Source organism: Streptomyces sp. NPDC051662, from assembly GCF_040681655.1.
Classification (GTDB): domain Bacteria; phylum Actinomycetota; class Actinomycetes; order Streptomycetales; family Streptomycetaceae; genus Streptomyces.
In genome coordinates this window covers 469,555-495,639 of the sequence record NZ_JBFAZD010000004.1, presented here as the reverse complement: position 1 = coordinate 495,639, position 26,085 = coordinate 469,555, and the positions used below count along the sequence as shown (strand labels likewise).

The window sequence follows — 26,085 nt, the reverse complement described above, 5'->3', positions numbered from 1 at the left end:
TGAGTTCTCAAGGAACGGACGCTTCCTTTGTACTCACCCTCTCGGGCTTTCCTCCGGGCTTTTCCCTTCGGTCTTGCGTTTCCGACTCTATCAGACTCTTTCGTGTCCGATTCCCCGTCGGAGCGGGGCCGCCTTCCAGTTCCTCGCTTTCGCGTTTCCCTTTCCGGCGATTCCGACTCTATCAGATCCTTTCGGGCCTGATTCCCAGTCAGAGTGGGCTGTCATCCCGGCCGTTGGGCCGTTCCGACGTCCCAGACCCTAGCGGATTCCGCAGGCGACTCATAATCGAGTCTTCGAAATCAATTTCGGCATGCCGAAATTCATCCCGGCTGGGAGATCGTGCTGAGTTTGGGTGCCGCTGCTGCGGCGTGAGTGGCTGTCGCAGAACCGTTCCAGCCCCACGACAACTCGAAGAACCTTACGGACCGACCAGGGGCGTGTCAAACCAGCCCCAGCAGCCTCACCCTGACCCGCACTCGGACCCGCACTTGGACCCGCACCCTCTCCCTGTCCTAGTCCAGGTCCGTCAGGCGCCCTCCGGCGTCCGGCTGGGCGTGTTCCACGCGGCGCAGGAGGCGGATCAGCATCTCTCCCAGGACTCCGCGCTCGTCCCCGGCCAGGTCCTGGAGCAGCTCCTCCTCGAAGTCGGAGGCCATCCTCATCGCGGCGAGCCACTTCGTACGGCCCTCGTCCGTCAGCTCCACGATGACGCGGACACGGTTGTTCTCGTCGCGGTCGCGCGTGACCAGGCCCTCGCCCGCCATGCGGTCGATGCGGTGGGTCATGGCGGCCGGGGTGAGACCGAGGCGCTTGGCGAGTTCTCCCGGGCCCAGGCGGTAGGGGGCGCCGGCGAGCACGAGGGTTTTGAGGACCTCCCACTCGGCGTTGCTGATACCGAGGTCGGAGACCTGTCGGCCGTACGCCACGTTCATACGGCGGTTCAGTCTGCCGAGCGCCGAGACGATCTGCTCGACCTGGGGGTCGAGGTCCCGGAACTCTCGCTGGTACGCGGCGATCTGCTCGTCGAGGCTCGGCTCCTGGAGGTCCGGTGTGCCGGGTTTCTCGGGGGTGTCGGACATCGGGGCAGTATGCCACGCACCTCTACTGGCATTGAAGTCCTTCGATGTGTATTGTTAAGGCTCTAACTTTAGCTTTGAAGTCTTGAGACTTCAGTTCTTCGATCTTCGATCCTTCAATCTTCTGAGGCAGGTGAGTGTGACCAGGGCGATGGGCGCGGCGATGCGCCGGATCCAGGCAGGGAACGCGCTGAGTGCGTTCGGGCTCGGGTTCACGGTTCCGTATCTCTATGTGTATGTGGCTCAGGTACGGGACCTGGGCGCGGGTACGGCCGGTGCCGTGCTGGCGGTCTTCGCCATGGCGGCACTGGTCGTCCTTCCCTTCACCGGCCGCGTCATCGACCGGCGCGGGCCGCTGCCCGTGCTGGTGGGGGGCGCGGTGCTGGCGTCCGTGGGCGCGCTGGCCATGGGGGTGTCCGGGAGCGTTCCGGCGGCCGTGCTGTCGGCCACGCTTCTCGGTGCCGGTACGGCCGTCATGCAGCCGGCCCTGGCCACGATGATCGTCTGGTGCTCGTCGCCCGCGACCCGGACGCGGGCGTTCGCCACACAGTTCTTTCTGGCGAACCTGGGGCTCGGGGTCGGCGGGCTGATCGGCGGGCAGCTCGTCGACGAGAGCAGGCCCGGGAGCTTCACTCTGCTGTTCTCCATCGAGGCCGTGATGTTCCTCGTCCTGGCCGGCATCGCCCTCACTGTCCGGCTGCCCCGGCCCGCGGCCCTCGCGGAGGTCGTTCCTCAGGACGCCGCCGACGGCGTCGCCGATGGTGGTGGTGCTCGGGGCGGCGGGATGCGGGCGCTGCTGAGCCACCGGGCCATGCTCCAGCTGTGTGTGCTGGGGTTCGTGCTGTTCTTCGCCTGCTACGGCCAGTTCGAGTCGGGGCTCGCCGCGTACGGCACGGAGGCCGCCGGGATCGATCCGTCGACGCTCGGGATCGCGCTGGCCGCCAATACGGCGGTGATCGTGATCGCTCAGTTCGTGGTGCTGCGGCTGGTCGAGCGGCGCAAGCGCAGCCGGGTGATCGCGGCCGTCGGGCTGATCTGGGCTCTCGCCTGGGTTCTCGCGGGGTACGCGGGGCTCGGGCACGGCAGCCAGCTGGTGGCGACGGTCGCCTTCATCTCGACGTACGCGCTGTTCGGGCTCGGTGAGGCGATGCTGTCGCCGACCGTGGCCCCACTGGTGGCGGACCTGGCCCCGGCGTCGATGGTCGGGCAGTACAACTCTGCGTTCGCACTGGTCAAGCAGCTCGCGCTGGCCGTCGGTCCGGCTGTGGGCGGTCCCATGGGGGCCGCGCTGCACGGTCCGTACATCGTGACGTTCGTGCTGTTCTCGCTCGGAATCACCGTGCTGGCTCTCCGGCTGGGGCGGCAGCTGACCCCCGTACAGAACCAGCCGTCGCTCGTACCGGTCTCCCGGGTCGTCGCCCAGCACAGGCCAGGGACCGAGGCCGCGACCGCGGCCGCGGCCGCGGCCGTGTCAGCGCCCACCCGCTGACACCAGCCCGGTGGGGTGGGGGCGGATCAGTGCGGCAGGGCGAACTCGCACCACACCGCCTTGCCACCCCCCGGTGTACGGCGTGATCCCCAGGACGAGGCGATCGTCGCGACGATCGAGATTCCGCGGCCCGCCTCGTCCGCCGGTTCGGCGCGGCGGCGGCGCGGCAAATGGTCGTCGCCGTCCGTCACCTCGATGATCAGCCGGCGGTCGGTACGGCGGAGTCTGAGGCGCATGGGCGGCGTGCCGTGTTGCAGAGAGTTGCCGACCAGTTCGCTGGTGGCCAGCACACCCAGATCGCGCAGCTCGACCGGGAAGCGCCAGGAGGCGAGCACCCCCATCGCGAAGGCGCGGGCGCGCGGGGCGGCCTCGATACCGCCGAGCAGATCGAGCGCGGCGTTGTGGAACAGCTCCGCGTCCGGGCCGGTGCGGGAGGGGTGTTGCAGCACGAGAACCGCGACATCGTCGTCATGGTCGGCCGTGACGCCCTGCGAGCGGATCAGCCGGTCGCAGACGACCTGGGGTGAACCCTTCGCGCCGGACAGGGCCCGTTCGAGGGAGGCCACGCCCTCGTCGATGTCCTCGCCGCGCCGCTCGACCAGACCGTCCGTGTAGAGGACGGCCGTGGAGCCGGGCGGGAGCGGGATGGAGCCGGAGGAGTGCAGCCAGCCGCCGGTGCCGAGCGGCGGGCCCGTCGGGTCCGCCGCGCGCTGGACCGAGCCGTCCTCCGCGCGTACCAGGATCGGGAGATGGCCGGCGGAGGCGTACACGAGCCGCCCCTCATTGGGGTCGTGGACGGCGTAGACGCAGGTGGCGATCTGGCTGGCGTCGATCTCCGCGGCGAGTCCGTCGAGCAGTTGGAGGACTTCGTGCGGCGGGAGATCGAGCCGGGCGTAGGCGCGGACTGCCGTACGCAACTGCCCCATGACGGCGGCGGCGCGTACGCCCCGGCCCATGACATCGCCGATGACCAGGGCCGTACGCCCGGCGCCGAGCGTGATCACGTCGTACCAGTCGCCGCCGACCGCCGCGTCCTCACCGCCCGGCTGGTACGTGGCGGCGACGCGCAGATCGTCGGGCTGCTCCAGCTCCTGCGGAAGCAGGGAGCGCTGGAGGGTGACGGCGGTCTGGCGGTGTCTGCGCTCACTGGTGCGAAGGCGCTCGGCCGCCTCGGCGTGGTCGGTGACATCGGCGGCGAAGACGAGGACCCCGCCCGATCCCCGGCAGTCGACCGGGGTGCACGTGACGGTGTACGAGCCCTCCTGGGCCGCGCCGTCGGCCTGCTGTCCGGCCTGCTGTTTGGCCTGATCCTTGGCCTGATCCCTGTTCTGGTCCCTGTTCTGGTCCCTGTTCTGGTCCCTGTTCTGGTCCTTGGTGGACCGCTCCTTCTGCCGGCCGTGGCCCTGGACCTTGCGTGACTTGACCGTGCGCGGTTTGCCGCTGCGGAGCACCTGGTCGAGCAGTGGGAACAGCCCGAGCTCGGCCAGCTCGGGGCAGCTCTCGGCCGCCGTGGCGCCGAGCGGACGCGGGCCGAAGGCGGTCGCGTACGCGTCGTTCACATACGCCACGCGGTGCTCGGGGCCGTACAGCAGGGCGACCAGGGCGGGCAGTCCGCCGAGGACTTCCCGTACGGAGAGGTCTTCGAGTGCGGGAACGTCGTCCGCCACAGGGGCCGGGTCGGGCTCGGGCTGCCGCTCGTACTCACCACGGGCCGCGGGCACGGAACCGCGACCCGTCCGCGCGGCGGCTCGGCGCTGCGTACCGGGGAGCCGGGCGCTCCAACGCGTGAAGTTCACGAATTCTCAGGCCTCATGGTGTCGTTTTGCTGTTCGTCTTGGCCGGGCTGGTCGAGCCGGGGCAGGTCGTCGGGGCCGGATTGCGCCGAGCGGGCCGGATCACTCTGTGCAGATGTGAACCCACCTATGGTCACACGTCCAGTGTGGCCGACCGCACTGGCAGCGGGGCCGGTCGCGTCTTCGACGTGTCCTTTTCTACGTGTCCTTGGGGCGTTCGGGACGTTCGCCTCCTGCGGCGAGTTCGAATTCGGCGCGCGGGTGCTCCAGCGAACCGAGGGAGACGATCTCCCGTTTGAAGAGCCCGGACAGGGTCCATTCCGCGAGGACGCGGGCCTTCCTGTTGAAGGTGGGGACACGGCTGAGGTGGTACGCGCGGTGCATCAGCCACGCTGGATAGCCCTTGAGCTTACGGCCGTAGATATGGGCCACACCTTTGTGGAGGCCGAGGGACGCGACCGATCCCGCGTAGGCGTGACGGTAGTCCTGGAGAGGCTCGCCGCGCAGCGAAGCGAGGATGTTCTCGGCGAGGACTCTGGCCTGGCGCAGCGCGTGCTGGGCGTTGGGCGCGCACTCCCTGCCGGGCTCGTCCGCCGTCAGATCGGGGACGGCCGCCGCGTCGCCGGCCGCCCAGGCGTGCTCGGCGCCGTCGACGGAGAGCTTCGCCGTACAGATGAGGCGGCCCCGTGCGTTCAGCGGCAGATCGCTGGCCGCGAGGATCGGGTGCGGTTTGACGCCGGCGGTCCAGACGACCGTACGGGTACGGAAGCGGGCGCCGTCGCTCAGTACGGCGACGCGGTCCTCGCAGGACTCCAGGCGGGTGTCGAGCCGTACGTCGATATTGCGGGCGCGCAGCTCGCGTACGGCGTACTTGCCCATCTCCTCCCCGACCTCGGGGAGGATCTTGCCGGTGGCCTCGACGAGGATCCACTTCATGTCGTCGGCCTTGATGTTGTGGTAGTACCGCGAGGCATAGCGGGCCATGTCCTCCAGCTCGGCGAGTGCCTCGACGCCCGCGTAGCCGCCGCCGACGAAGACGAAGGTCAGGGCGGCGGCGCGGATCGCGGGGTCGCGGGTGGAGGAGGCGATGTCCATCTGCTCGATGACATGGTTGCGCAGCCCGATGGCCTCCTCGACGGTCTTGAAGCCGATGCCGTGCTCGGCCAGACCGGGGATGGGGAGGGTGCGGGAGACGGAGCCCGGCGCGAGGACGAGTTCGTCGTAGGAGAGCTCGACGGTGCCGGTTCCCTCCTCCTCGGAGCCGAGGGTCCGCAGGGTCGCGGTGCGCTTGGCGTGGTCGATGCCCACGGCCTCGCCGATGAGGATCTTGCAGCCGGGCAGCACCCGCCGGAGCGGGACCACGACATGGCGGGGGGAGATGTTCCCGGCCGCCGCTTCCGGCAGGAACGGCTGATACGTCATATAAGGGTCGGGCGACACCACGATGACCTCGGCCTCGCCGCTCTTCAGCTTCCGCTGGAGACGCAGCGCTGTGTACATCCCGACATAGCCGCCACCGACCACGAGAACGCGCGCGGCGGGCGGTGGAGCGGGGGTCGTCCCTGGGGAGTTCTCAGCCTTCACCATCCCATGACGCAACGGGCCCCGGTGTTTGTCCACAGGCACGACAGATTGTGTGACCGGAGGCCGTTCGCGGCCCCGCACGGGCAAAAGCGCGGGAATTGCCGGAGGAACGCAGGTCAGCGCGGGCGCGGTGGGGGGTGGGAGGGGGGTGAATCAGGCACCTTCCGGTCCTTGCTCCGATCGGGGGGCGCTCCGTGCGGAACCACCCCCTTCTGAATTGACCCGGGCTCAACTATGTTCGTACCTCGTCGGGGTGTCCGGCTCGTGACTGGACCGCGACCTCGGCTGTCAAGGCGGGGAGTCTCCGGGGGGAGACATCATTACCGGGGGAACGCTATGCACATTCAGGATTCGCATCGGCAGGCTGCCCTCGTTTCGGAGGACGGCGGAAGAACGAGTACGGCGGATACGGCGGGCACAGCAGGTGTGACCGCGAGTACGACAGTGGCCGTGGGTACGGAAACGGCTGGTATCGGCGGTGCGACGGGGTCCGGAGGTCCGGGCCGCTCGGCGCCGCTCCGCGTGGACGCACAGCGCAATCTGGAGCATGTACTGCGGGCGGCTCGCGAGGTGTTCGGCGAGCTGGGGTACGGGGCGCCGATGGAGGATGTGGCGCGCCGGGCAAGGGTCGGGGTCGGTACGGTCTACCGGCGGTTCCCGAGCAAGGACGTACTGGTCAGGCGGATAGCCGAGGAGGAGACGTCCCGGCTGACGGACCAGGCGCGTACGGCGCTGGGGCAGGAGGACGAGCCATGGTCGGCTCTCTCCCGCTTCCTGCGCACCTCGGTGGCGTCCGGCGCGGGGCGGCTGCTGCCTCCGCAGGTGCTGCGCGTCGGCGCGGAAGCCGAGGACGAGGCGGCGGGGCGCGGGGCGCAGGACGAGGCACGGGTGCCGCAGCAGCGGCAGGCCGGCCGGCCCGAGCTGCGGGTGGTCGGACAGCGGCAGTCGGCGGAGGAGCTGGACGACCCGGGCGCCGTTGAACTGCTCGATGTCGTCGGGCAGCTGGTGGAGCGGGCGCGGGCGGCGGGTGAGCTGCGGGGCGATGTGACCGTGGCCGATGTGCTGCTGGTGATAGCCACGGCGGCGCCCGCGCTGCCGGATCCGGCGCATCAGGCGGCGGCCTCGGCACGGCTGCTGGACATCCTGCTGGAGGGGCTGCGGTCCCGGCCTGTGTGAGGCACGCGTCCGTCTCCACGGCCGTGGATGGCCCGTGGATGGCGTGTACGGCCGCGAGGGTCCGTTCGGGCCCTCGCGGTCGTTCGCTTCGAACTGGCTTACCGATAAACGCCCTTGATCCTTCCCCTAAAGGGTGAAGATAAAAGCGATCGTCCGGGAAACCGCCTCGGATGAGTGGTTGCCGGGCGGGAAGGCCCGGGCGGTGCGGCGCGCTGTGGCACGCTGGCTCGGTGTTCGGGTCAGAGGGGTGCGTACGGGGGCTTCCGCGATGAGGGGTGACGGTCGGGACGAGCCGCTGGGAGGCGGCGGCACCGACGGTGGTACGGAGGGCGGTACCGGGGGCGGTACGGAGGGCGGTACGGAACCCGAAGGGGCGTCCGCGCGGCAGGTACCCAGCCAGGGCGGGCCCAAAGGAGCGCCGGGGACCGGGAGTTCGGGCGGTCGCGGTCCGGGCGATTCGGGCAGCCCGGCCGGTCCGGGCGGTTCCGGCGTCCGGACCCGTATGCCGCATCCGTCGATCGGCGGTGGGGGCGGCGCACGCGGTGCGGGCGGTGCTGGAGTCGCGGGCGGCTCCGGCGGTGCGGGCGGGGCGAGCGGGCCCGTGGAGGCGGAGACCAGCGTGCCGCCGCAGCGTGAGCGGAGCGGCTCTTCCGTGCCGCGGCCTTCGGAACCGGCGGGGGCTCCGCTCGGGGGGCAGGCCGCCGTGGATCGGTCGGTCGGTCCGTCGGGCGAGCGGGCGGGCGACCAGCCCGTGGATCCGCCCGCGGACCCGTCGGTGGACCCGCCTACGGACTCGCCTACGGACCCACCTATGGACCCGCCTGTGGATCAGCCGACACTCGAACTGTCCACGACCGGGCGGCCCACGTCGGACGCCGATCTGATCCAGCGGATGCGGAACGGCGACGACCACGCGTACGAGGAGCTGTTCCGCAGGCACTCGGAATCGGTGCGCCGTTACGCCCGTACGTGCTGCCGCGACGCGCACACCGCCGAAGACCTGACGGCCGAGGTGTTCGCCCGTACCTTGCAGGCGGTACGCGGCGGAGCCGGGCCCGAGCAGGCGGTGCGCGCCTATCTGATGACGACCGTACGGCGCGTGGCCGCGTCCTGGACGAAGTCCGCGAAGCGGGAGCAACTGGTCGAGGATTTCGCGGTGTTCGCGGCGCAGGCCGCGCGCGCCTCCGAGGTCTCGGACGTGGACACCCTCGATCTGGGCGCGGATGTCCTGGCGATGCGCGAGGCCGAGCAGTCCATGGCCATGCAGGCGTTCCGCAGCCTGCCCGAGCGCTGGCAGGCCGTGCTCTGGCACACCACGGTGGAGGAGGAGTCGCCGAGCGAGGTGGCGCCGCTCTTCGGGCTGACCGCCAATGCCACGGCGGTGCTGGCCAGCCGGGCCCGCGAGGGCCTCAAGCAGGCGTATCTCCAGGCCCATGTGAACTCCGCGCTCACCTCGGAGGGCGACTGCTCCCGGTACGCGGACCGGCTCGGGGCGTATGCCCGCGGCGGACTGCGGATGCGGGCAGAACGCGGACTGCGCAAGCATCTGGACGAGTGCGTCAAGTGCCGCCTCGCGGCGGGCGAGCTGGCGCAGTTCAACGCCGAGATCCCAGGGGTGCTGCCGATCGCGGTGATCGGCTGGTTCGCCGTCGGCTACTCGTTGAAGGCGGCCGGGATCGTGGCGGGCGGCGCCGCGGGGGCGGCGGGGGCCGGTGCCGCCGCCGCGGCGACCGGTGGGGCCGGTGGGGCCGCCGCCGGAGCATCCGGTGGCGCGGCGGGCGGGGCGGCCGGTGGAGCCGCCGGTGGAGCCGCCGCGTCCGAGGGGCTCGGCGCCCCGGTGAAGGCCGGCATCGGCGGCCTGGTGGCCGTCGCCGCGGCGGCCGGGATCGTCTTCGCCCTCGTGAACAACTCCGGGCCCGAGCAGCCGCCCAAGGCCAGGCCGCCGGTCGCGAAGCCCCTCGTACCGCAGAAGCCGGCCCCGTCCCCCGAGCCGCCGGAACCGGCCGCGCCCAAGCCGCCCGCGCCCAAGCCCGGCACCACTCCCGCCAAGAAGCCCGCCCCCTCGACGAAGCCCACCCCGTCGCGGACCCCCGCGCCGAAGCCCCCGTCCAAGCCCACGCCCACGCCCAAGCCGCCCGCGCCGCCCGCGCCCAAGCCGCCCCCCAGCCCGAAGCCGCCCCCGGCCCCGGCCGTCTTCCAGGTGAACAAGCTGGCGTACGGCGCCTTCGGCGACGGCTCCGAGCCGGAGGTACGGCTCGGCGCGAGCGACTGGCTCTGGCAGCGGTCGAGCGTGTCGATCGGCGGCACCCGCTACGGCCACGGCGTGACCATGCACGCCGCCTCGTCGGTCACCATCGACCTCAACCGGGACTGCTCCCGCTACGCGGCCCTGGTCGGCGTGGACGATCTCACGATGGGCCTGGGTTCCGTGCGCTTCTCGCTGTACGGCGACGGCGCGCGGCTCTGGCGCTCGCCCGTGCTGAGCGGCGACGACGCGGCCGTACCCCTGGACGTGGGAATCTCCGGACGCGAGACCATCCGGCTGGTGGTCGAACCGCACACACCGTTCGACGTGGTGGCACTCGCGGACTGGGCACAGTCCCGGATCAGCTGCCGCTGACGGCCGCCCCCGGACCGGCGTGCGACGCCCGCCCGTCGGCCCGTTCCAGGCGCTCGGCCCCGTCGCGAGCCGGGGTGAGCGTCCGGTCCGGTAGCTCCAGCAGGTCGGCGATCTGGTCGGGGGTGAGGGCGCGCCCCGCCGCGTACTCCGCCTCGTACTCCCGCTCGCCCAGCTCCGCGCGGGCGAGCGTCTCGATCCGCCGGGCCTCGGTCCGCTCCGGTACGGAGCGCGGGCAGCCCGCCCGCCAGGTGCCGGCGGCGGCCAGGATCCTGACGGCGCGGCGGGGGTCGCCGACGAGCAGCACCACCGGGGCCGCCATCTCGGCGAGTTGGGCGACGATGGGGTCCGTCAGCCGGCTCTCGCGCGCCTTACGCAGCACGTCCGCCAGCGAACGGGCCGCGGCCACCGGTCCCTTCGTCTCGTACGCGGCGATCCGCGCGTCCAGCGCGTTGGTCACCGCGGCGAAGTGCGGGGGTGGTGTGCCGCGCCCGCTGTCGGACCTCGCCTCGTCCAGCAGCAGTCGGGCGCGGCCGGTCTCGCCCCGGTCCAGGGCGAAGACCGCCCGCATGAGGTGGACGAACGCCAGGGCGTCCTGAACGTGATGGCGCTCGGTCTCTTCGGCGGCCCGGTCGAGCCTTCTCTCCGCTCCGTCCGTGTCACCGGCGCGATACGACAGCTCGGCCAGGCGCGCGAGCAGGAAAGGCGCCTCGGCGTGCGCCCCCACCTCACCGGCGAACCGCAGCGCTTCCTCATACGCGTCCCGCGCCTCCTCGTACCGCCCGCGCGCCATGCCCGCCTCGCCGACGGCGCCCGCCACCTGCGCGCGCATCCAGCGGTCGCCCACACGTCGGCTCAGCTCGCGCAGCTCGGCCAGGTCCTGGTCGACGCCCTCCATTCCGCCGGGCATGTCGACGATCATGTGCGTTCGGCCCATCAGCATCACGCCCGTCTCCCAATCGCCGCCGTGTACACGGCAGTTGGCGATGGACGCGTCCATCATGGCGCGGATGTCCAGCTTCTCGTCGTTCGCGTAGACGACCAGTACCCAGAGCAGCCCGGGGAAGCGGGCGGACTGCGGACCCGGTCTGTCGAAGGCCTCGCGGATCCGCAGGAGGAGATTCTGGAAGTGCGGGTCGGCGCGGAGTTTCTCGGTCTGGCCGCACTCACCGGCGAGAAAGATCCGTAGCACCTGGAGACGCATCCGGGGCCAGTACCGGGGGTCGTCGGTGCCGGCCGGTTCGGGGCCGAGGCCGAGCGCGCGCTCCGCCCAGGCCAGTCCCTCGGGGCGGTGGTTGCGCAGCCACCAGAACCAGCCCATGGCGAAGACCAGCCGCAGGGTCGTCTCCTCGTCGCGCGTGAGGGCGGCGCGGTGGAGGGCGGCGCGGATGTTGTCGAGATCGATCTCCAGGCGCCGTATCCAGGGGAGTTGATCACCGGAGCGCAGCCGGGGCTCTGCCTCCTCGGCGAGAGCGGCGAAGTAGGCGGAGTGCGCGCGCTCGGCGGCGGACCGTACGGCCGGAGTCTCGGCGGCGCGTTCCGTCGCGTACTCGTGGATGGTCTCCAGGAGGCGGTAGCGCATCGCGCCGCCGGGGCCGGGGACCGGGGTGGCGACGACGAGTGACTTGTCGACCAGCGCGCCCAGCAGATCGGGGACATGGGAGGTGTCGGCGCCGGCGGCGGGGGACACAGGGCCGGAGGGGGCGTGGGACGCGTCGCCCGGGGGACCGTGGGCCGCCTCGCCCGAGGGGGCGGCCGAGCGGGCGGCCGAGCGGGCGCCCGGCGCGCCGCCCGGCGTGCCGCCCGGGGGATCGTCCGGCGCGTCGCCGCACACGCCCTCGGCCGCCGTCAGATCCCAGCCGCCCGCGAAGACGGACACCTCGCGCAGGACCGTACGCTCCCGCTCGTCCAGCAGATCCCAGGACCAGTCGACGACGGCGCGCAGCGTCTGCTGGCGCGGCAGAACGGTCCGGCTCCCACTGGTCAGCAGCCGGAAACGGTCATCGAGACGATCCGCGATCTGACGTGGCGTCAGCATGCGCAACCGCGCCGCCGCCAGCTCGATCGCCAACGGCAGACCGTCCAGACGACGACAGATCTCCGCCACCGCCGCCGGATCCCCCGCCGGATCGAACCCCGGCCGCACCGTACGAGCACGCTCCGCGAACAACCGATGCGCCGGATCCGGAGGCAACGGCTCCACCGGCCGCACCGACTCACCCGGCACCCCCAACGGCTCCCGGCTCGTGGCGAGGATACGGAGGCCCGGACAGTGGATGAGCAGTGTCTCGGCCAGGGCGGCGGCGGCCCCGATCACATGCTCGCAGTTGTCGAGGACGAGGAGCGTGCCGCTGCGGGCGAGATGCTCGATCAGCCGGGCGGTCGGGTCGTTCTGGGCGGGGCGGCCGTCGCGGGCGGCGAGCTGGGTCTCGCGCAGCCCGAGCGCGCTCAGTACGGCGCCGGGAACGGCGGAGGGATGGTCCAGCGGGGCCAGCTCCACGAGCCAGGCGTTCCGGGGCGCGGCCTCCTCGGCGAGGCGCGTCTTGCCGGATCCGCCGGGTCCGGTGAGGGTGACGAGGCGGGAGCGGCGCAGATCGGCGCGGATGGCGTGGAGTTCGCTCTCGCGGCCGACGAAGGAGGTCAGGCGGGGGCGCAGATTGCCGTGCGGCTCACGGCCGTCCCTGGCGGTTGCCCCGGTCGTGGCCTCGGCGACGGCGTCGGTGACGGCACTGGCGTCGATGTCGATGTCGGGCCGAAGGAGGGTGTCGGGCCGAAGGAGGGTGTCGGCCGTGGTCGTGGGGGCCGCGCCCGCCCCGGTGGCCGCCAGCAACTGCCTCTGCAACGAGGCCAGTTCAGGCCCTGGGTCGGCGCCGAGCCCGTCGGCGAGAACGCGGCGCGTGTCCTCGTACGCCGCGAGCGCGTCGGCCTGCCGGCCTTCCGTCCACAGGGCCCGGATGAGCTGCGCCCTGAAGGGCTCGTCGTACGGGTGGTCCGCGGCCAGTTCCCTCAGCTCCGGTACGAGCGTGGCCGTGGCGCCCCGGCGCAGATCGGCCTCTATTCGCTGCTGGAGGACGGCCAGCCGCTGGGCCTCGGGCCGTACACCGCGGTCCCGGTCGGGCAGATCGGCGAGGGCGGCGCCACGCCAGAGCGCGAGCGCCGCGCGCAGGGTACGGGCGGCGCTCCGCGGATCGCCCGCGTCGAGCTCGTCCGCCCCCTCGCGCGCGAGCCGCTCGAAGACGTACAGATCGATGTCGTCCGCCCCGGCCGCGAGGCGGTAGCCGCCCGGCACCGAATCGATCGCCTCTTTACCGAGGACGCGGCGGAGCCGGCCGATGAGCGCCTGGAGCGCGGCGGGCGCGTCCTGTGGCGGCTCGCCGCCCCACACCTCGTCCACCAGCTCACCGACGGCGACGGGCCGGCCGGGGCGCAGCGCGAGCGCGGCGAGGAGCGCCCGCAGCCGGGGTCCGCCCAGCGGCAGGCTCCCGCCATGTCCGTCACGCACCTCGGTGACGCCAAGGATGAGATACCGCACTCGGCCCATTGTGGGGGCAGGGTCTGACAACAGCCGTCGGGTTTTCCCGGAGCGCCGCCGTCTACATGGAGCGGAGCACCCGGCTCCGCTCCGCTGGTGCGGCGTCGGCCCTGTGGCCCTGGCGCGGCGTCGGCCCTGTGGCCCTGGTGCGGCGTCGGCCCTACTGGTGCAGCGTCGGCCGCGGAACCACGCCGCCCGCCACCGCGCGCTGGCGCGGCGCCGCCGTGCCCGTCCAGCAGGTGCCGCGCCGGGCGAGCAGCCGCCGCAGCCACAGCTCCGTGGAGACCAGGTCCGCGATGCCGTCCAGGGGCACCGGCTCGCCCTCGGCCGCCGCGCGCAGCGCCTTGCGTACGACCCGCGCCTCCACCAGGCCCGCGTCGGCGAGCAGCGGTGCGTCGAAGAGGTCGATCAGCTCGCCGACGGCCGCCCGCAGGCCCACGCGCGCCGCGGCGGCGGCGCCGTCCCGGGACGTGGCGCCCCAGCCAGGCGGCAGCTCATGGATACCGGCCCCGGCGAGGACCGTACGGAGCACATCCGCCCGTGCGCCGGGCTGCACCCGCAGCGCCTCGGGCAGATCGCGGCAGGCCCGTACCACCTGGTTGTCGAGGAACGGCGCGTGCAGCCGCTGGCTGCGGATCTCCGCGGCCTGTTCGAAGACACGGTGGTCGGCGGCGTGGCGGGCGAGCGCGGCGCGGGCGCGGGCCTCGCCGGGGCGCTGTACGGAGGTGGGCCGGGTCGACGCCGACATCAGGCGAACCGATACTTCGGCGAGCGCCTCCCCCGTCAGCCAGCGCGCGGCGGGGCCGGGCCTGGACCAGGTGAGGGCCGCCAGCGAGGCCCCGAGCGGGCTGATCGCGGCGGCGGTCAGCACCCCCCTGTTGGCCTCGGGGAGCCTGGCCGCGGCCTCTTCGAGACCGGTGCGGTACGGCGTACGCGCCAGCCGGCGGGCCGCACGGTAGACGGTCAGCGGGACGAGCAGCGAGGCGGTCGACGGGCCCTCGGCCTTGGCGAGCGCGCTGACCGGGTGCAGGAGATGGCGTCTGCGCCGGTCGAGCAGCAGATCGGCCAGGCGCGCGGGATGCGCGTCGAGCACCTCGCGGGCACCGGCGCCGGTGAAGTGGTCGGCGCTGCCCGCGGCCAGCCTGCGCCGGTGCCGCTCGGCGGTGACGAGGGACGGCCCCGGTTCGTCGGTGAGCGGGCCCTCCAACTCGGCGTACGGCAGGGCCTCCTCACCGCCCGGGACGACGACATGGTGGAGCCGCGGGTTGGCGGCGATGGCGCGGGCCCGTTCCAGCTCGGCCTCGTCGCGGGCGGCGGTGGACAGATCGTTGAAGGTGACGGCGAGCAGCCGCTCCCCCGCGCCGGTGCCATGCCCCAGGATCGTGCCCGGCGCCCCGGGCAGCCCGGCGGCGAGCAGCGCGAGGGTGCCGGAGGCGCTGCCGCCCGACAGATCGGCGCCGATCCCGGGAACGGGCCCGCCCCGGGCGGCGCGCCGGTCGGCCGGCCCCATGCCGGGGACCGGGCCCGGGTCGGGCGGCAGGGTCTCGGGGGCGTGGCGCGGCGCGAGCAGCCTGGCGCGTACGGCTTCGATGAGCGCGTCCCGTACGCCCTCCACGGCGCGGTCCGGATCACGCTGGGGTCCGGCGACGGCGAGGGAGGCGACCGGCTCGTATCCGGTGATCTCGCGCGAGCCCTCGCGCAGGACGAGCGCGTGCCCCGGCGGGATGCGTTTGACGCCGTCGTACGGGGTGGTGTCGCGCAGCGCCTCCGGGGTCTCGGGGCAGGCGAGGAGCGCGGCCAGATGTCCGATGTCGAGCTGTGCCTCGATGAGATCGGCGAGCGGCAGGGCGGCGGTGGCGTACGCCGTACCGTTCGCCCACGGCGTGTAGAAGACGGGCCGCGCCCCGGCCAGATCACCGGCGACCGTGACGCGGCGGCCGATCTGGGCGACGGCGGTGTAACTGCCCGGCCAGGCGGTGAGATGCCGCAGGGCGCCGCCGCGCGCCGCGAACAGCCCGACCCGCAACTCCTCGTCGGTGGCCCCGCAGCAGCCGAGCACGGCGAGCCGGGTGAAGGGATCGACGGTGACGACCCTGATCTCGTCCGGCCGCCAGTCGCCCACCGCCCACAGCGGATCCGGGTCGCCCCACAGGAGCTGGGATCCGACGGGATGCACGCTGCCGCCCTCGGAGCCGTCACCGACCGGGCCGACGGCCCCTGCCGTACCGAAACGCGCGGCGATACTGCTCCATCCCACCAACCAGCGCATCGCCGCCTCCACAGCCTGTGGACAAGTCCAGACCAAGCTGGAAACGCTTGAGCTGAAGCCGTTCGGGAACATGCTGCCATGACAACAGCGCACAGGAGGGCCTACGGAAGCGCGGGTGGGAATGCGAATGCGCCCCTGGCATTGGCCATTTGGCGGAGATGTGGCCCTCCGCGGACAGACAGCATTCAGCCAATCTCCGGGCCCGGCACGTCAGTTCAGCACCGGTAAACGTTCAGTCCGGGAGGCGTGTCCCGCCTCCCGGACTGATCCACCGCCCGCGGGGATTGGGGCGGCGGGATCCCCCAGCCCACTGGTTCCAGTACGCAGTGGGCCGACCCACGCAGGTCTCATGGAAGCGCTCCCGCTCCACCGGGGCCAAGAGCGCACGGCCGGGCGCGCGCTGCACGGCCGGAGCACGGCGTGCCGCTCGGGGACCTGCGGCGCGATCACCGCACGGACAACAATCCCGCCATCCGGAACTCCGCCCCTTAACGGTCGGGATGTGGCGAACTACGCTGGGTTTACGAATGCCGCGCGCCTATGCCGCGAAGCGGCGGGCGTCTGTGTGCCGAGGGGTGACGCATGTCCAGGGAGCTACGCGGGCCGAACGAAAAGCTCGGAACCGTTCTCGCCCTCGCGGGAATCAGCAACGCCGGCCTGGCCCGGCGGGTCAACGACCTCGGGGCGCAACGTGGTCTGACACTCCGCTACGACAAGACCTCCGTGGCGCGCTGGGTGTCGAAGGGGATGGTCCCGCAGGGTGCGGCGCCCCATCTCATCGCCGCCGCCATCGGAGCGAAGCTGGGACGTCCCGTCCCACTCCATGAGATCGGTCTCGCGGACGCGGATCCGGCCCCCGAGGTCGGGCTCGCCTTCCCGCGCGATGTGGGCGAGGCCGTGCGCGCGGCGACGGAGCTGTACCGGCTGGACCTCGCGGGCCGCCGGGCGGGCGGCGGCGGCATCTGGCAGTCGCTGGCCGGATCCTTCGCAGTGAGCGCTTACGCCACACCCGCTTCCCGGTGGCTGATAACCCCCGCCGACTCCTCGGTCGCCCGGGACGCGGCGGTCGCGGAGGCGGCGCAGGGAGCGCATGGCGGGAGCGGGGGGGCCGTCGATGCCTCCGGAGCGGGCGGCGAGGTCACGCCGCTGCGCGTGGGCCACAGCGATGTGGCCAAGCTGCGGGAGGCGGCCTCGGACGCCCGGCGCTGGGACTCCAAGTACGGCGGCGGGGACTGGCGTTCCTCGATGGTGCCCGAGTGTCTGCGGGTCGACGCGGCGCCGCTGCTCCTCGGCGCGTACAGCGACGAGGTCGGCCGGGGGCTCTTCGGCGCCACCGCCGAGCTGACCAGGCTGGCCGGCTGGATGGCCTTCGACACCGGCCAGCAGGAGGCCGCCCAGCGCTACTACATCCAGGCGCTGCGGCTGGCCCGCGCCGCCGCCGATGTACCGCTCGGCGGTTATGTGCTGGCCTCCATGTCGCTCCAGGCGACCTACCGCGGCTTCGCGGACGAGGGCGTGGATCTCGCCCAGGCGGCGCTGGAGCGCAATCGCGGTCTCGCCACCGCCCGCACGATGAGCTTCTTCCGGCTGGTGGAGGCGCGCGCGCACGCGAAGGCGGGCGACGCGGTGGCGGCCGGGGCCGCGCTGAAGGCGGCCGAGGGCTGGCTGGAGCGCTCCCGGGAGGGCGACGCCGATCCGTCATGGCTGGGTTTCTACTCGTACGACCGGTTCGCGGCCGACGCCGCCGAGTGCTACCGCGATCTGAAGGCGCCGCGCCAGGTACGGCAGTTCACGGAGCAGGCGCTGTCCCGGCCGACGGAGGAGTTCGTACGCTCGCACGGGCTGCGCCTGGTGGTGAGCGCCGTGGCCGAACTGGAGTCGGGCAATCTGGACGCGGCCTGCGCGGCGGGTACGCGGGCCGTGGAGGTGGCGGGCCGGATCTCCTCCGCGCGTACGACGGAGTACGTACGGGATCTGCTGCACCGCCTGGAGCCGTACGGGGACGAGCCGCGGGTGGTGGAGCTGCGGGAGCGCGCGCGGCCCCTGCTGGTGGCACCCGCCTGATCCCGGGACCCGATCCGGAGACCCGATCCGGAGACTGATCTGGAGACTGATCCGGGCGACACTGGCCCGAACCCGTCCGCGAGGCATGGCTCAGATGTCCACAGGTCAACGGTTCGAGCGCGGTGGTTTAAGCACGTCGTCCGCGGGCCAGTGCACTATCGGGGTGGGAGGTGGCGCGCATGAGCGGACGCGGGCGCATGGGTTTCGACTGCGAGGTGCTGGTGATCGGCGGCGGGATCGTCGGTCTCTCGACGGCGTACGCGATCACGCGCGCCGCTCCGGGCACCAGGGTCGTGGTGCTGGAGAAGGAGCCGGGCCCCGCCCGCCACCAGACGGGCCACAACAGCGGGGTGATCCACAGCGGTGTCTACTACCGCCCCGGCTCACTCAAGGCGCGGTACGCGGTGCGCGGCTCCGCCGAGATGGTCAAGTTCTGCGCGGAGTACGGCATCGCGCACGAGGTCACGGGCAAGCTGATCGTCGCCACGCGGCGCGACGAGCTGCCCCGGCTGCACGCCCTGGTCCAGCGCGGCAGGGAGAACGGCATTCCGGTGCGGGAGCTGGGCCCCGCGCAGATCACGGAGTACGAGCCCCAGGTGCGCGGCCTCGCGGCGATCCAGGTCGGTACGACCGGGGTGTGCGACTTCGTGGCGGTCGCCGAGCAGCTCGCCGAGTCGGCGGAAGCGGCCGGCGCGTCCGTACGGTACGGATCCGAGGTCACGGCGATCGACCGGCGCCCCTGGGGCGTCGCGGTCCGTACGGCCTCCGGCGCGGTGGTCAGGGCGCGGGCCCTGGTGAACTGCGCGGGGCTCCAGTGCGACCGGGTGGCGCGGCTGGCGGGCGACGACCCGGGGATGCGGATCGTGCCGTTCCGGGGGGAGTACTACGAGCTGGCCAGGCCGGATCTCGTACGGGGGCTGGTCTATCCGGTGCCCGACCCGGCGTTCCCGTTTCTCGGCGTCCATCTGACGCGCTCCATCGACGGCGGTGTCCATGTCGGGCCGAACGCGGTCCCGGCGCTGGCCCGCGAGGGCTACACCTGGTCGGACGTACGCCCCGGCGAGCTGGCGTCCACGCTCAGCTGGCCCGGCTCGTGGCGCACGGCCCGCAAGCACTGGCGGTACGGCGCAGGTGAGCTGCACCGTTCGCTCTCCAAGCGCGCCTTCGCGACGGCCGTACGGCGGCTGCTCCCGGCGGTCACCGACGCGGATCTACGCCCGGCGGCGGCCGGGGTACGGGCCCAGGCGGTGCTGCGGGACGGCACGCTGGCGGACGACTTCCTGATCCGCCAGACCCCGCGCACGGTGCATGTCCTGAACGCCCCGTCCCCGGCGGCGACCGCCTCGCTGCCCATCGGCCGGGAGGTCGCACGGCGTGCGCTGGTGGTGCTGGCGGAGGACTGAACCCCGGGGTCCCGGGCCTCCGTAGAATCGGAGGCACTGTGAGCGAGACGAACGAGATGGCCGAGAACCGCACCATGAGCCGGATGTTTCCCGAGGGCACGGGCCCCGCGGCCGACCCCGCCGGGTCCCACTTCGAGCGGCGCATCCGCAGCTTCCAGCCACGCCGGAGCCGGGTCACCACCGGCCAGGCCGAGGCGCTGCGGCGGATGTGGGCCGACTGGGGCATGGACATCGACGGGCAGCGGGTGCTCGACCCGGACGAGATGTTCGGCGGGCTTCCGGTCGTCCTGGAGATCGGCTTCGGGATGGGCGAGGCCACGGCGCGCATGGCCGCGGACGACCCGGGCACCGGCATCCTCGCCGTCGATGTGCACACCCCCGGCCAGGGAAATCTGCTCCGGCTCGCGGAGGAGAAGGGGCTGACCAACATCCGGGTGGCCAACGGCGACGCGATCATCCTGCTCAGGGAGATGCTGCCGGCCGAGTCGCTCGCCGGGCTGCGGATCTACTTCCCCGACCCCTGGCCCAAGAAGCGGCATCACAAGCGGCGGCTGATCCAGCGGGAGTTCCTCACGCTGGCCGCGGGCAGGCTCAAGCCGGGGGCCGTGCTGCACTGCGCGACGGACTGGGAGCCGTACGCGGAGCAGATGTTGGCGGAGCTGACCGCCCACCCCGGCTTCGAGAACACCCAGCGGGACGGCGGTTACGCGCCACGGCCGGCTTTCCGTCCGCTGACCCGATTCGAGGGGCAGGGGCTCGACAAGGGCCATGTGGTGCACGACCTGCTGTTCCGCCGCGCAGCGGAACGCCCTCCCGTAACGGGACCCGCGTAACCCGACCCGCGTAACCCGGGGTAGTGGCTCGGGCACCATCGCCAGGTGTCAGTGCCCCTCGTTAGGGTCATCGAGTGTCAGAACCGTCCCCGCAGCCACCCGGTCCGCGTCCGGCGATCCCCGTCTACGAGCATCAGCAGCGGCTCGGTGAGCTGTGGGCCGCCGTGCCGGAGCCCGCCCGCAGGCGCTACCGGCCGAGCCGCGCCTTCTGGCGCCGCCGCGCGGTGCGGGTGGGGGCCCTGATCACGGTGCTCGCCCTCTGCGCGCTGGTGATCCTCGCGCTCGTCAGGGACGAGACCGGCACGGAGGGCTTTGTGGTGGGCCTGGGGCTGGCCGTCCTGCCCGTACCGCTGCTCATCACGGCCTTCCGCTGGCTGGACCGGGTCGAGCCGGGCCCCTGGCCGAATCAGCTCTTCGCCCTGGCGTGGGGCGCCTTCGCCGCCGCCCTCGTCGCGATCATCGCGAACTCGTTCGCGACCGAATGGATAGCCACCGCCACCGCCGACCCGGCGGGCGCGGAATCCCTCGGTGCCACGGTGATAGCCCCCATCGTGGAGGAGAGCGCCAAGGCCGCGGCGGTTCTGCTGATCTTCCTCTTCCGCGGGAGGGCCTTCACCGGGCTCGTCGACGGCGTGGTGATCGCGGGGTTCAGCGCCACCGGCTTCGCGTTCACCGAGAACATCCTCTATCTGGGCAGCGCCTTCGGCGAGGACCAGGACCTGGGCAACTCCGGTCTGGCCTCCGTCACGGCCGCGACCTTCTTCGTACGGGTCGTCATGTCGCCGTTCGCCCATCCGCTCTTCACCGTGCTCACCGGCATCGGCTTCGGACTGGCGGCGATGGCGGCCCGTCGGCAGCGGATCCGCCGGTTCGTGCTCCCCCCGCTCGGGCTGGCCCTGGCGATGGGCCTGCACGCGCTGTGGAACGGATCGGGGGCGCTCTTCGGCCCGTACGGCTTCTATGTGGTGTACGGGGTGTTCATGGTCCCGGTCTTCGCGCTGCTGACCTGGCTGGTGATCTGGAGCCGCCAGCGCGAGCTGCGCACGGTCGGGTCCGAGCTGCCCGCGTACGCCGCGGCGGGGTGGCTGACCCCGGCCGCGCCGCTCGCGCTCTCCTCCATGCGGGCGCGCACGATGGCGCGTGACTTCGCGGGCCGTACGTATGGCCCGTCGGCGGCCAGATCGGTGCGGGAGTACGAGGCGTTCGCGACGTCCCTGGCGTTTCTGCGCCACCGGGCGCACCGCGGCGCGGTCGGCCCGGACTTCATCGAGCGCGAGCAGGAGCTGCTGCACCATCTGTGGCAGCGCAGGGAGATAGCCGGGCCCGCGCTGACCTATGCGGCGCGGGCCACGGGCCGGGTACGGGTGCCGCCGCCGTACGTCGACTACGACGGCTACAACCCGTACCGCCAATGACAGGACTGTCCGACGGAGCTGTCCGACAGGACTGTCCGACGGAGCTTCGGGCGGACGCGTCAGGCGGACGCCGCCGTCAGCTTCGCCAGCTCCTCCGGCGTCAGCTCAAAGTCGACCGCCGCCAGCAGCGCGGGCAGTTGCTCGGTCGAACGCGCGGACGCGAGCGGCGCGACCACGGTCGGCTGCGCCGCCAGCCAGGCCAGCGCGACGGTCGCGATCTCGGCGTCCCGTGCCCCGGCGATCCGGTCCAGCGCGGTCAGGACCTCCGCGCCCCGCTCGGACTCCAGATATTCGGCCACCCTGCCGGCCCGAGGACTGTCGACCGTGGTCCCCTGACGGTACTTGCCGGTGAGAAAGCCCGAGGCCAGCGCGGCGTACGGCACGACCGACAGGCCGTGACGCAGCACGGTGTCCAGGAGCTCGCCCTCGTACGTGTCCCGGGAGACCAGGTTGTAGTGCGGCTGAAGCGCCACATAGCGGGCGAGCCCTTCGAGCTCCGAGAAGACGAGCGAGGCGGCCAACCGCTCCGCGCCGATGTTGGAGGCACCGAGCGCACGGACCTTGCCGGCCTTCACCAGCTGGTCGAGGGTGGTCATGATCTCCTCGACCGGCACCTCGGGATCGTCGAAGTGCGTGTAGTAGAGGTCGATGTAGTCCGTACGGAGCCGGCGCAGCGACTCCTCGACCCCGGCCTTGATGGTGGCCGCCTTGAGGCCCTGGTACCGCGGGTGCGCGCCGACCTTGGTCGCGATCAGTACGTCGGAGCGATTGCCGCGCGAGGCCAGCCAGTTGCCGATGACGGTCTCGGATTCACCGCCCTCGTTGCCGGGCGCCCACGACGAATACATGTCGGCGGTGTCGATGAAGTTCCCGCCCGCGGCGGTGTACGCGTCGAGGACGGCGAAGGAGGCTGTCTCGTCGGCGGTCCAGCCGAAGACATTGCCGCCGAGGGCGAGCGGGAAGACCCGCAGATTGGAGGAGCCCAGTGGGCGCAGAGCGGTCATAGGAGGATGCAATCCCCGGAAGGGGGCGCCCTATTCCGCTCCGCGCCCTCATGTGGGCCGTATGGGGGAATACCGAGGGGCAATGCCCTCGGGGAGGGGTTACGGGTTGAGGCCCTTGCCGCGCAGCCAGCTCATCGGGTCCAGGCCCGCGCCGCCCGCCGTGTGAACTTCGAGGTGCAGATGGGCGCCGGTCACATTGCCGGTCGCGCCGACCCTGCCGATGACCTCGCCGGTGGTGACCTTCTGCCCGGCGCTGACGGAGATCGAGGACTGGTGGGCGTACCAGATCTCCGTGCCGTCATCGAGCTCCAGGACCGTGCGGTACCCGTACGAGCCCGACCAGCCGGCCGACTTGATCGTGCCGCTGTGCACGGCCTTGAGCGGGGTGCCCGTCGGCGCGGCGAAGTCCAGGCCGGTGTGCTGCCCGGAGGACCACAGGGAGCCGGACTGCCCGAAGGTCGAGGTGATCGTGTACGAGGAGGTGGGGATCGCGTAGCTGGCGGCCAGCTTGGCCAGCCGCTCCTTCTCCGCCTTGGCCCTGGCCTCCGCCTCGGCCTTCTTCTTCGCCTCTTCGATCTTCTTCTCGGCGTCGGTCTGCTGCTTCTTGGCCTCGGCCGCGGCCTGCTCGGCCGCCGCCGACTCCGCGGCGGCCTTCCGCGCCGCGTCGGCCCCGGTCTGCTGCGCCTCGGCCTGCTGGAGGATACGGGCGCGCAGCGCCTCTCCGGCGTCGGTGGCGCCCTGTTCGGTCTCGGCGGCCGTGAGCCCGGCGGTGGTGAGCGGGGCGGCGAGCACCTGGGATTCGGAGTCGTCCGAGGCGAGCGAGCCCATTCCCGGCAGCGAAGCGGCGTCCGGGAGCTTGTCCGTGATCGCGTCGGGCAGGGATATGGAGACCGCGGGCTTGTCCTGCGCGGTGGCGATGCCGCCCGCGCCGACGGCGGCGATGACGCCGACGCCGAGGACCGTGGAGCTACGGGCCAGTCCGCGCTGCTTGGCGACGCGGTGCCGGCCGCGTACGGGCCGTATGGACTCCTCGGTGGGATTCCATTCCCCCCACGCCCTGTCCGGCTCGCTGCCGAGGGTGCGGGTTTCGAAGACGGCTTCGGGGGCAGGCTTGTTGGACGCCACTGAGGCGTGCTCCTTTCCTTCCTTCTCGCCTACCGGGTTAGCTGACGGGTTCGGAGCAGGAAGGTCTCCTACGGGCGCTCCTGCCGCACAGGGCAGCAAAAGACACCCGATTCACCCCAATTGGTGGTTCCCCGGTTCCCTCGCGGGATTCGGCGCGTGCGCACGGTGCCATCTCTGACGACGGCTGGGACGACCGCGCTGCGTTATCGAACGTTAATAGAGACCCGGCCCTTATTCCAAGCTGTTCCGGGTGATCGTTAACGACTTCGCATCGGACGTACCGGGATGTAAGGGAATCTAATCGGGCGAGTTGACGGCCTGTCAGGGGGGCCTACATTTCTGACGGTGTGTCAAATGTTATGCGGAGGGATACCCCTCGATTACATACAGTGGCAAGGGCTCCCCGCCGGGCGATCCGGAGGACGGCTTCGACGGCGGGCGCGGCCCTCTCATGGCACCAAGGGCATGGTCCTGCGCCGCTCCGGCTCGCCCTCCGAGGGCCGACTGACCGCCAGCAGCGCCATGTCGTCCTGGCTCCCGCCGCCCGTGTGCCGCCGTACGTCGTCGATGAGCGCCTGAAGTATCTCGTCGGGCCCCTGGAAGACCCGTCCGGCGAGCCGTTCGCGCGGGACGTAGAAGACCCCATGGGCATCGCGCGCCTCGGTGAGCCCGTCCGTGTAGAAGAGCAGCGTCGCGCCCTCCGGATACATGGCCTGCTCCGCCCGGTCCGGCCACGCGGCCAGTTCGCTCATCCCGAGCGGCAGCGCGTGATCGCTCGGGGCGAGCATCCGCACCTCACCGTCTCCGCACATCAGCAGCGGCTCGGGGTGGCCCCGGTTGAGCAGCCGCACCACACCCTCCTCGTGCGGGATCTCGGCGAGCACGGCCGTGGTGAACCCCTCGAAGACATCGAGCCCGTCCCGCCGCGTCCCCTCACGTCTGAGCGCGCGCTCCAGCCGCTGCGCGACCCCCTCCAGCGAACTCTCCTGCTCGGCGGCCTCCCGGAACGACCCGATGACCACCGCCACCGCTTCGACCGCGTCAAGACCCTTCCCCCGTACGTCCCCGACCACCAGGCGCACCCCGTACGGCGTGTCCTGTACGGCGAAGAGGTCCCCGCCGATGAACGCGCCCTCCTGCGCCGCCTCGTACCGCGCGGCGATCCGCAGCCCCCCGATCCGCTCGGCCGGTCTTGGCAGCACCGCGCGCTGGGCGGTCTCGGCGATGATGCGGGCGGAGGCCAGCCGCTCACCGCTGCGCCGTACGACACCGTTGATGTACAGCGCCAGCAGGGAGACGACCAGCACCGTCAGCACTTCGCTGACCGACTCCACCTGGAACTGGGTGTCCGCGTGGATATGCAGCACCACCTCGGCGACCAACGAGGTGACGGCGATGGTGAGCGTGCCGACCAACGGGTAGAACGGGGCGGCGATCAGCGGAGCGGCGGCGAAGAGGGGGGACGCGGTGACCCGCGTCGGGGTCACCAGGTCGAAGATCACCCCGGCGATGATCACCAGCACGGGCAGCGCCCGCGCCAGCCTGCGTCCGGTACCGCCACGTCCGCCCGGATACCGGCCGCCGCCGCGCACGTTGTCGCCGGCCGCCCAGAAGCCCCTTCCGTCAGTGGCCAGGAGACCGGCGCCCTCGGCCGCCCGCCGGCCTCTGCCGCCGATGCTCTTTCCGAGCTTCCTCAGTCTCCACACCAGTGGTCTCCTGCCCGGTCCGCCGACTGCTGCGGACGGTGCCGCGCTCCACCCAGGCTGGCCGCTGCCCTCCCGGGCGGCGAATCGCCGTCGGCCGAGTGGGCTACGGCGAGCCGGCCCGCCGACCCCGCCGGTGCTCGGGCGCACCGGGGCCGACGGAACGGATCAGTCGGTCAGGTGGCGCTCGGCGTACACCTTCATGGCGTCCCGCACGAGCACAGCCGTACCTTCACCGTACTGGTCGTAGACGGCGGTGAAGCGCGCGTCATCGACATACATCGCCGTCACGCCGATGACATACGACCTGGTGGGCTCGGCCGTGGCGGAGAGCCAGTCGCAGTGACGCCGGGCGACGTCCTGCGCCTCGCCGCTGTCCGGCGCGAGCCCCGCCGCGGCCAGGCGCCCCCAGTCCCTGGCGATGCCCTGGTGCTGGTCCTTGAAGCCCTGCCGCTCCTCCTCGCTCAGCGACCGCCACCAGCGGTCGCCCTTCTGGTAGGCGTCCCGGCCCCACCGCCGGGTCACCTCCTCCTCGTACCGCGTGTGATCGAAACCGTCGAATACGTCCTCGGCCATGAGTTCCTCCCCTGTCTCCGTCTTGTGGAGAGTGGTCCGCACCGAGACGATCAGCCGCCCGATGCGCTCGCGTTCCCGCTCCAGCAGCTTCAGATGGCCGCGCAGGGCGGCGGCGGTGTCCTGCTGGCCGTCGAGGACCCGTGCGATCTCGGGCAGCCCGAGCCCCAGCTCCCGCAGCAGCAGAATCCGCTGGAGCCGGACCAGGGCGTCCTGTCCGTAGTAGCGATAGCCATTGCCGCCCGTACGGCTGGGCTCAAGCAGCCCCAGCTCGCCGTAGTGCCTGAGCGTGCGGCTCGTCGTGCCCGCTTTCTTCGCGATTTCCTGGATCGACCACTCCATGACTTTCACGGTAGAACTTGACGTTACGTAAAGGTCAAGCGCGGAAGCCGTACGTGGGGGCGGGCATGACGAAGGCCCGGATTCACC

At 72.1% G+C, this 26,085-nt stretch carries 16 protein-coding genes and 1 riboswitch; of the genes, 7 read left to right on the top strand and 9 right to left on the bottom strand.

Annotation, left to right across the window (positions count from 1 at the left end):
- Positions 1-512 precede the first annotated feature (512 nt).
- Positions 513-1,079: a MarR family transcriptional regulator gene (locus AB0M67_RS09950; RefSeq protein ID WP_365744443.1), complete on the bottom strand. Its 567-nt coding sequence runs from the start codon at positions 1,077-1,079 to the stop codon at positions 513-515.
- 148 nt (positions 1,080-1,227) lie between these two features.
- On the opposite strand from AB0M67_RS09950, the gene AB0M67_RS09945 reads away from it, so the two are divergent.
- A complete protein-coding gene (locus tag AB0M67_RS09945; protein WP_365744500.1) occupies positions 1,228-2,565 on the top strand; it encodes an MFS transporter in 1,338 nt (445 codons plus the stop codon).
- Between the two features lie 26 nt (positions 2,566-2,591).
- Here the strand turns inward: AB0M67_RS09945 and AB0M67_RS09940 are convergent, their stop codons facing one another.
- On the bottom strand, positions 2,592-4,361 hold the full coding sequence (locus AB0M67_RS09940; protein ID WP_365744441.1) for an ATP-binding SpoIIE family protein phosphatase: 1,770 nt from the start codon (positions 4,359-4,361) through the stop codon (positions 2,592-2,594).
- A gap of 195 nt (positions 4,362-4,556) precedes the next feature.
- Entirely contained in the window at positions 4,557-5,945 is a 1,389-nt protein-coding gene (locus tag AB0M67_RS09935) for an FAD-dependent oxidoreductase (protein WP_365744439.1), read from the bottom strand.
- 333 nt (positions 5,946-6,278) lie between these two features.
- Here AB0M67_RS09935 and AB0M67_RS09930 point away from each other — a divergent pair, with 333 nt between their 5' ends.
- Together AB0M67_RS09930 and AB0M67_RS09925 are read left to right on the top strand one after the other, a co-directional pair.
- A complete protein-coding gene (locus AB0M67_RS09930; RefSeq protein ID WP_365744437.1) occupies positions 6,279-7,118 on the top strand; it encodes a helix-turn-helix domain-containing protein in 840 nt (279 codons plus the stop codon).
- Positions 7,119-7,941: 823 nt separating this feature from the next.
- Complete coding sequence (locus AB0M67_RS09925; protein WP_365744435.1) at positions 7,942-9,738, top strand: sigma-70 family RNA polymerase sigma factor; 1,797 nt, start codon at positions 7,942-7,944, stop codon at positions 9,736-9,738.
- Here the strand turns inward: AB0M67_RS09925 and AB0M67_RS09920 are convergent.
- Together AB0M67_RS09920 and AB0M67_RS09915 are read right to left on the bottom strand one after the other, a co-directional pair.
- A complete protein-coding gene (locus AB0M67_RS09920) occupies positions 9,725-13,267 on the bottom strand; it encodes a BTAD domain-containing putative transcriptional regulator (protein ID WP_365744433.1) in 3,543 nt (1,180 codons plus the stop codon). The two genes, AB0M67_RS09925 and AB0M67_RS09920, sit on opposite strands and share 14 nt — an antisense overlap.
- 160 nt (positions 13,268-13,427) lie before the next feature.
- Positions 13,428-15,536 carry an asparagine synthase-related protein gene (locus AB0M67_RS09915; RefSeq protein ID WP_365744431.1) on the bottom strand — a complete coding sequence of 703 codons (2,109 nt, stop codon included), beginning with the start codon at positions 15,534-15,536 and terminating at the stop codon, positions 13,428-13,430.
- Positions 15,537-16,118: 582 nt separating this feature from the next.
- On the opposite strand from AB0M67_RS09915, the gene AB0M67_RS09910 reads away from it, so the two are divergent.
- The 4 genes from AB0M67_RS09910 to AB0M67_RS09895 all read left to right on the top strand — a co-directional run bounded on the left by AB0M67_RS09910 (position 16,119) and on the right by AB0M67_RS09895 (position 21,251).
- The gene (locus AB0M67_RS09910; RefSeq protein WP_365744429.1) at positions 16,119-17,600 is read left to right on the top strand and encodes an MFS transporter; all 1,482 of its coding nucleotides are present in this window, start codon (positions 16,119-16,121) and stop codon (positions 17,598-17,600) included.
- 179 nt (positions 17,601-17,779) lie between these two features.
- Positions 17,780-19,003: an L-2-hydroxyglutarate oxidase gene (gene lhgO / locus AB0M67_RS09905; RefSeq protein WP_365744427.1), complete on the top strand. Its 1,224-nt coding sequence runs from the start codon at positions 17,780-17,782 to the stop codon at positions 19,001-19,003.
- 56 nt (positions 19,004-19,059) lie between these two features.
- Positions 19,060-19,836 carry a tRNA (guanosine(46)-N7)-methyltransferase TrmB gene (gene trmB / locus AB0M67_RS09900; RefSeq protein ID WP_365744498.1) on the top strand — a complete coding sequence of 259 codons (777 nt, stop codon included), beginning with the start codon at positions 19,060-19,062 and terminating at the stop codon, positions 19,834-19,836.
- A gap of 74 nt (positions 19,837-19,910) precedes the next feature.
- Entirely contained in the window at positions 19,911-21,251 is a 1,341-nt protein-coding gene (locus AB0M67_RS09895) for a PrsW family intramembrane metalloprotease (RefSeq protein WP_365744425.1), read from the top strand.
- Positions 21,252-21,310: 59 nt separating this feature from the next.
- On the opposite strand, the gene AB0M67_RS09890 is transcribed toward AB0M67_RS09895, so the two are convergent.
- From AB0M67_RS09890 to AB0M67_RS09875, 4 genes are all read right to left on the bottom strand, one after another.
- Positions 21,311-22,255 (bottom strand): aldo/keto reductase, encoded by a 945-nt coding sequence (locus tag AB0M67_RS09890; RefSeq protein ID WP_365744423.1) that lies wholly within the window; start codon positions 22,253-22,255, stop codon positions 21,311-21,313.
- 99 nt (positions 22,256-22,354) lie between these two features.
- On the bottom strand, positions 22,355-23,380 hold the full coding sequence (locus AB0M67_RS09885; RefSeq protein WP_365744421.1) for a M23 family metallopeptidase: 1,026 nt from the start codon (positions 23,378-23,380) through the stop codon (positions 22,355-22,357).
- An 11-nt stretch (positions 23,381-23,391) separates the two neighbouring features.
- Positions 23,392-23,545, bottom strand: a riboswitch (cyclic di-AMP (ydaO/yuaA leader).
- A gap of 284 nt (positions 23,546-23,829) precedes the next feature.
- Positions 23,830-24,972 carry a PP2C family protein-serine/threonine phosphatase gene (locus AB0M67_RS09880; RefSeq protein WP_365744496.1) on the bottom strand — a complete coding sequence of 381 codons (1,143 nt, stop codon included), beginning with the start codon at positions 24,970-24,972 and terminating at the stop codon, positions 23,830-23,832.
- Between the two features lie 279 nt (positions 24,973-25,251).
- Complete coding sequence (locus AB0M67_RS09875; protein ID WP_365744419.1) at positions 25,252-25,998, bottom strand: MerR family transcriptional regulator; 747 nt, start codon at positions 25,996-25,998, stop codon at positions 25,252-25,254.
- Positions 25,999-26,085 lie beyond the last annotated feature (87 nt).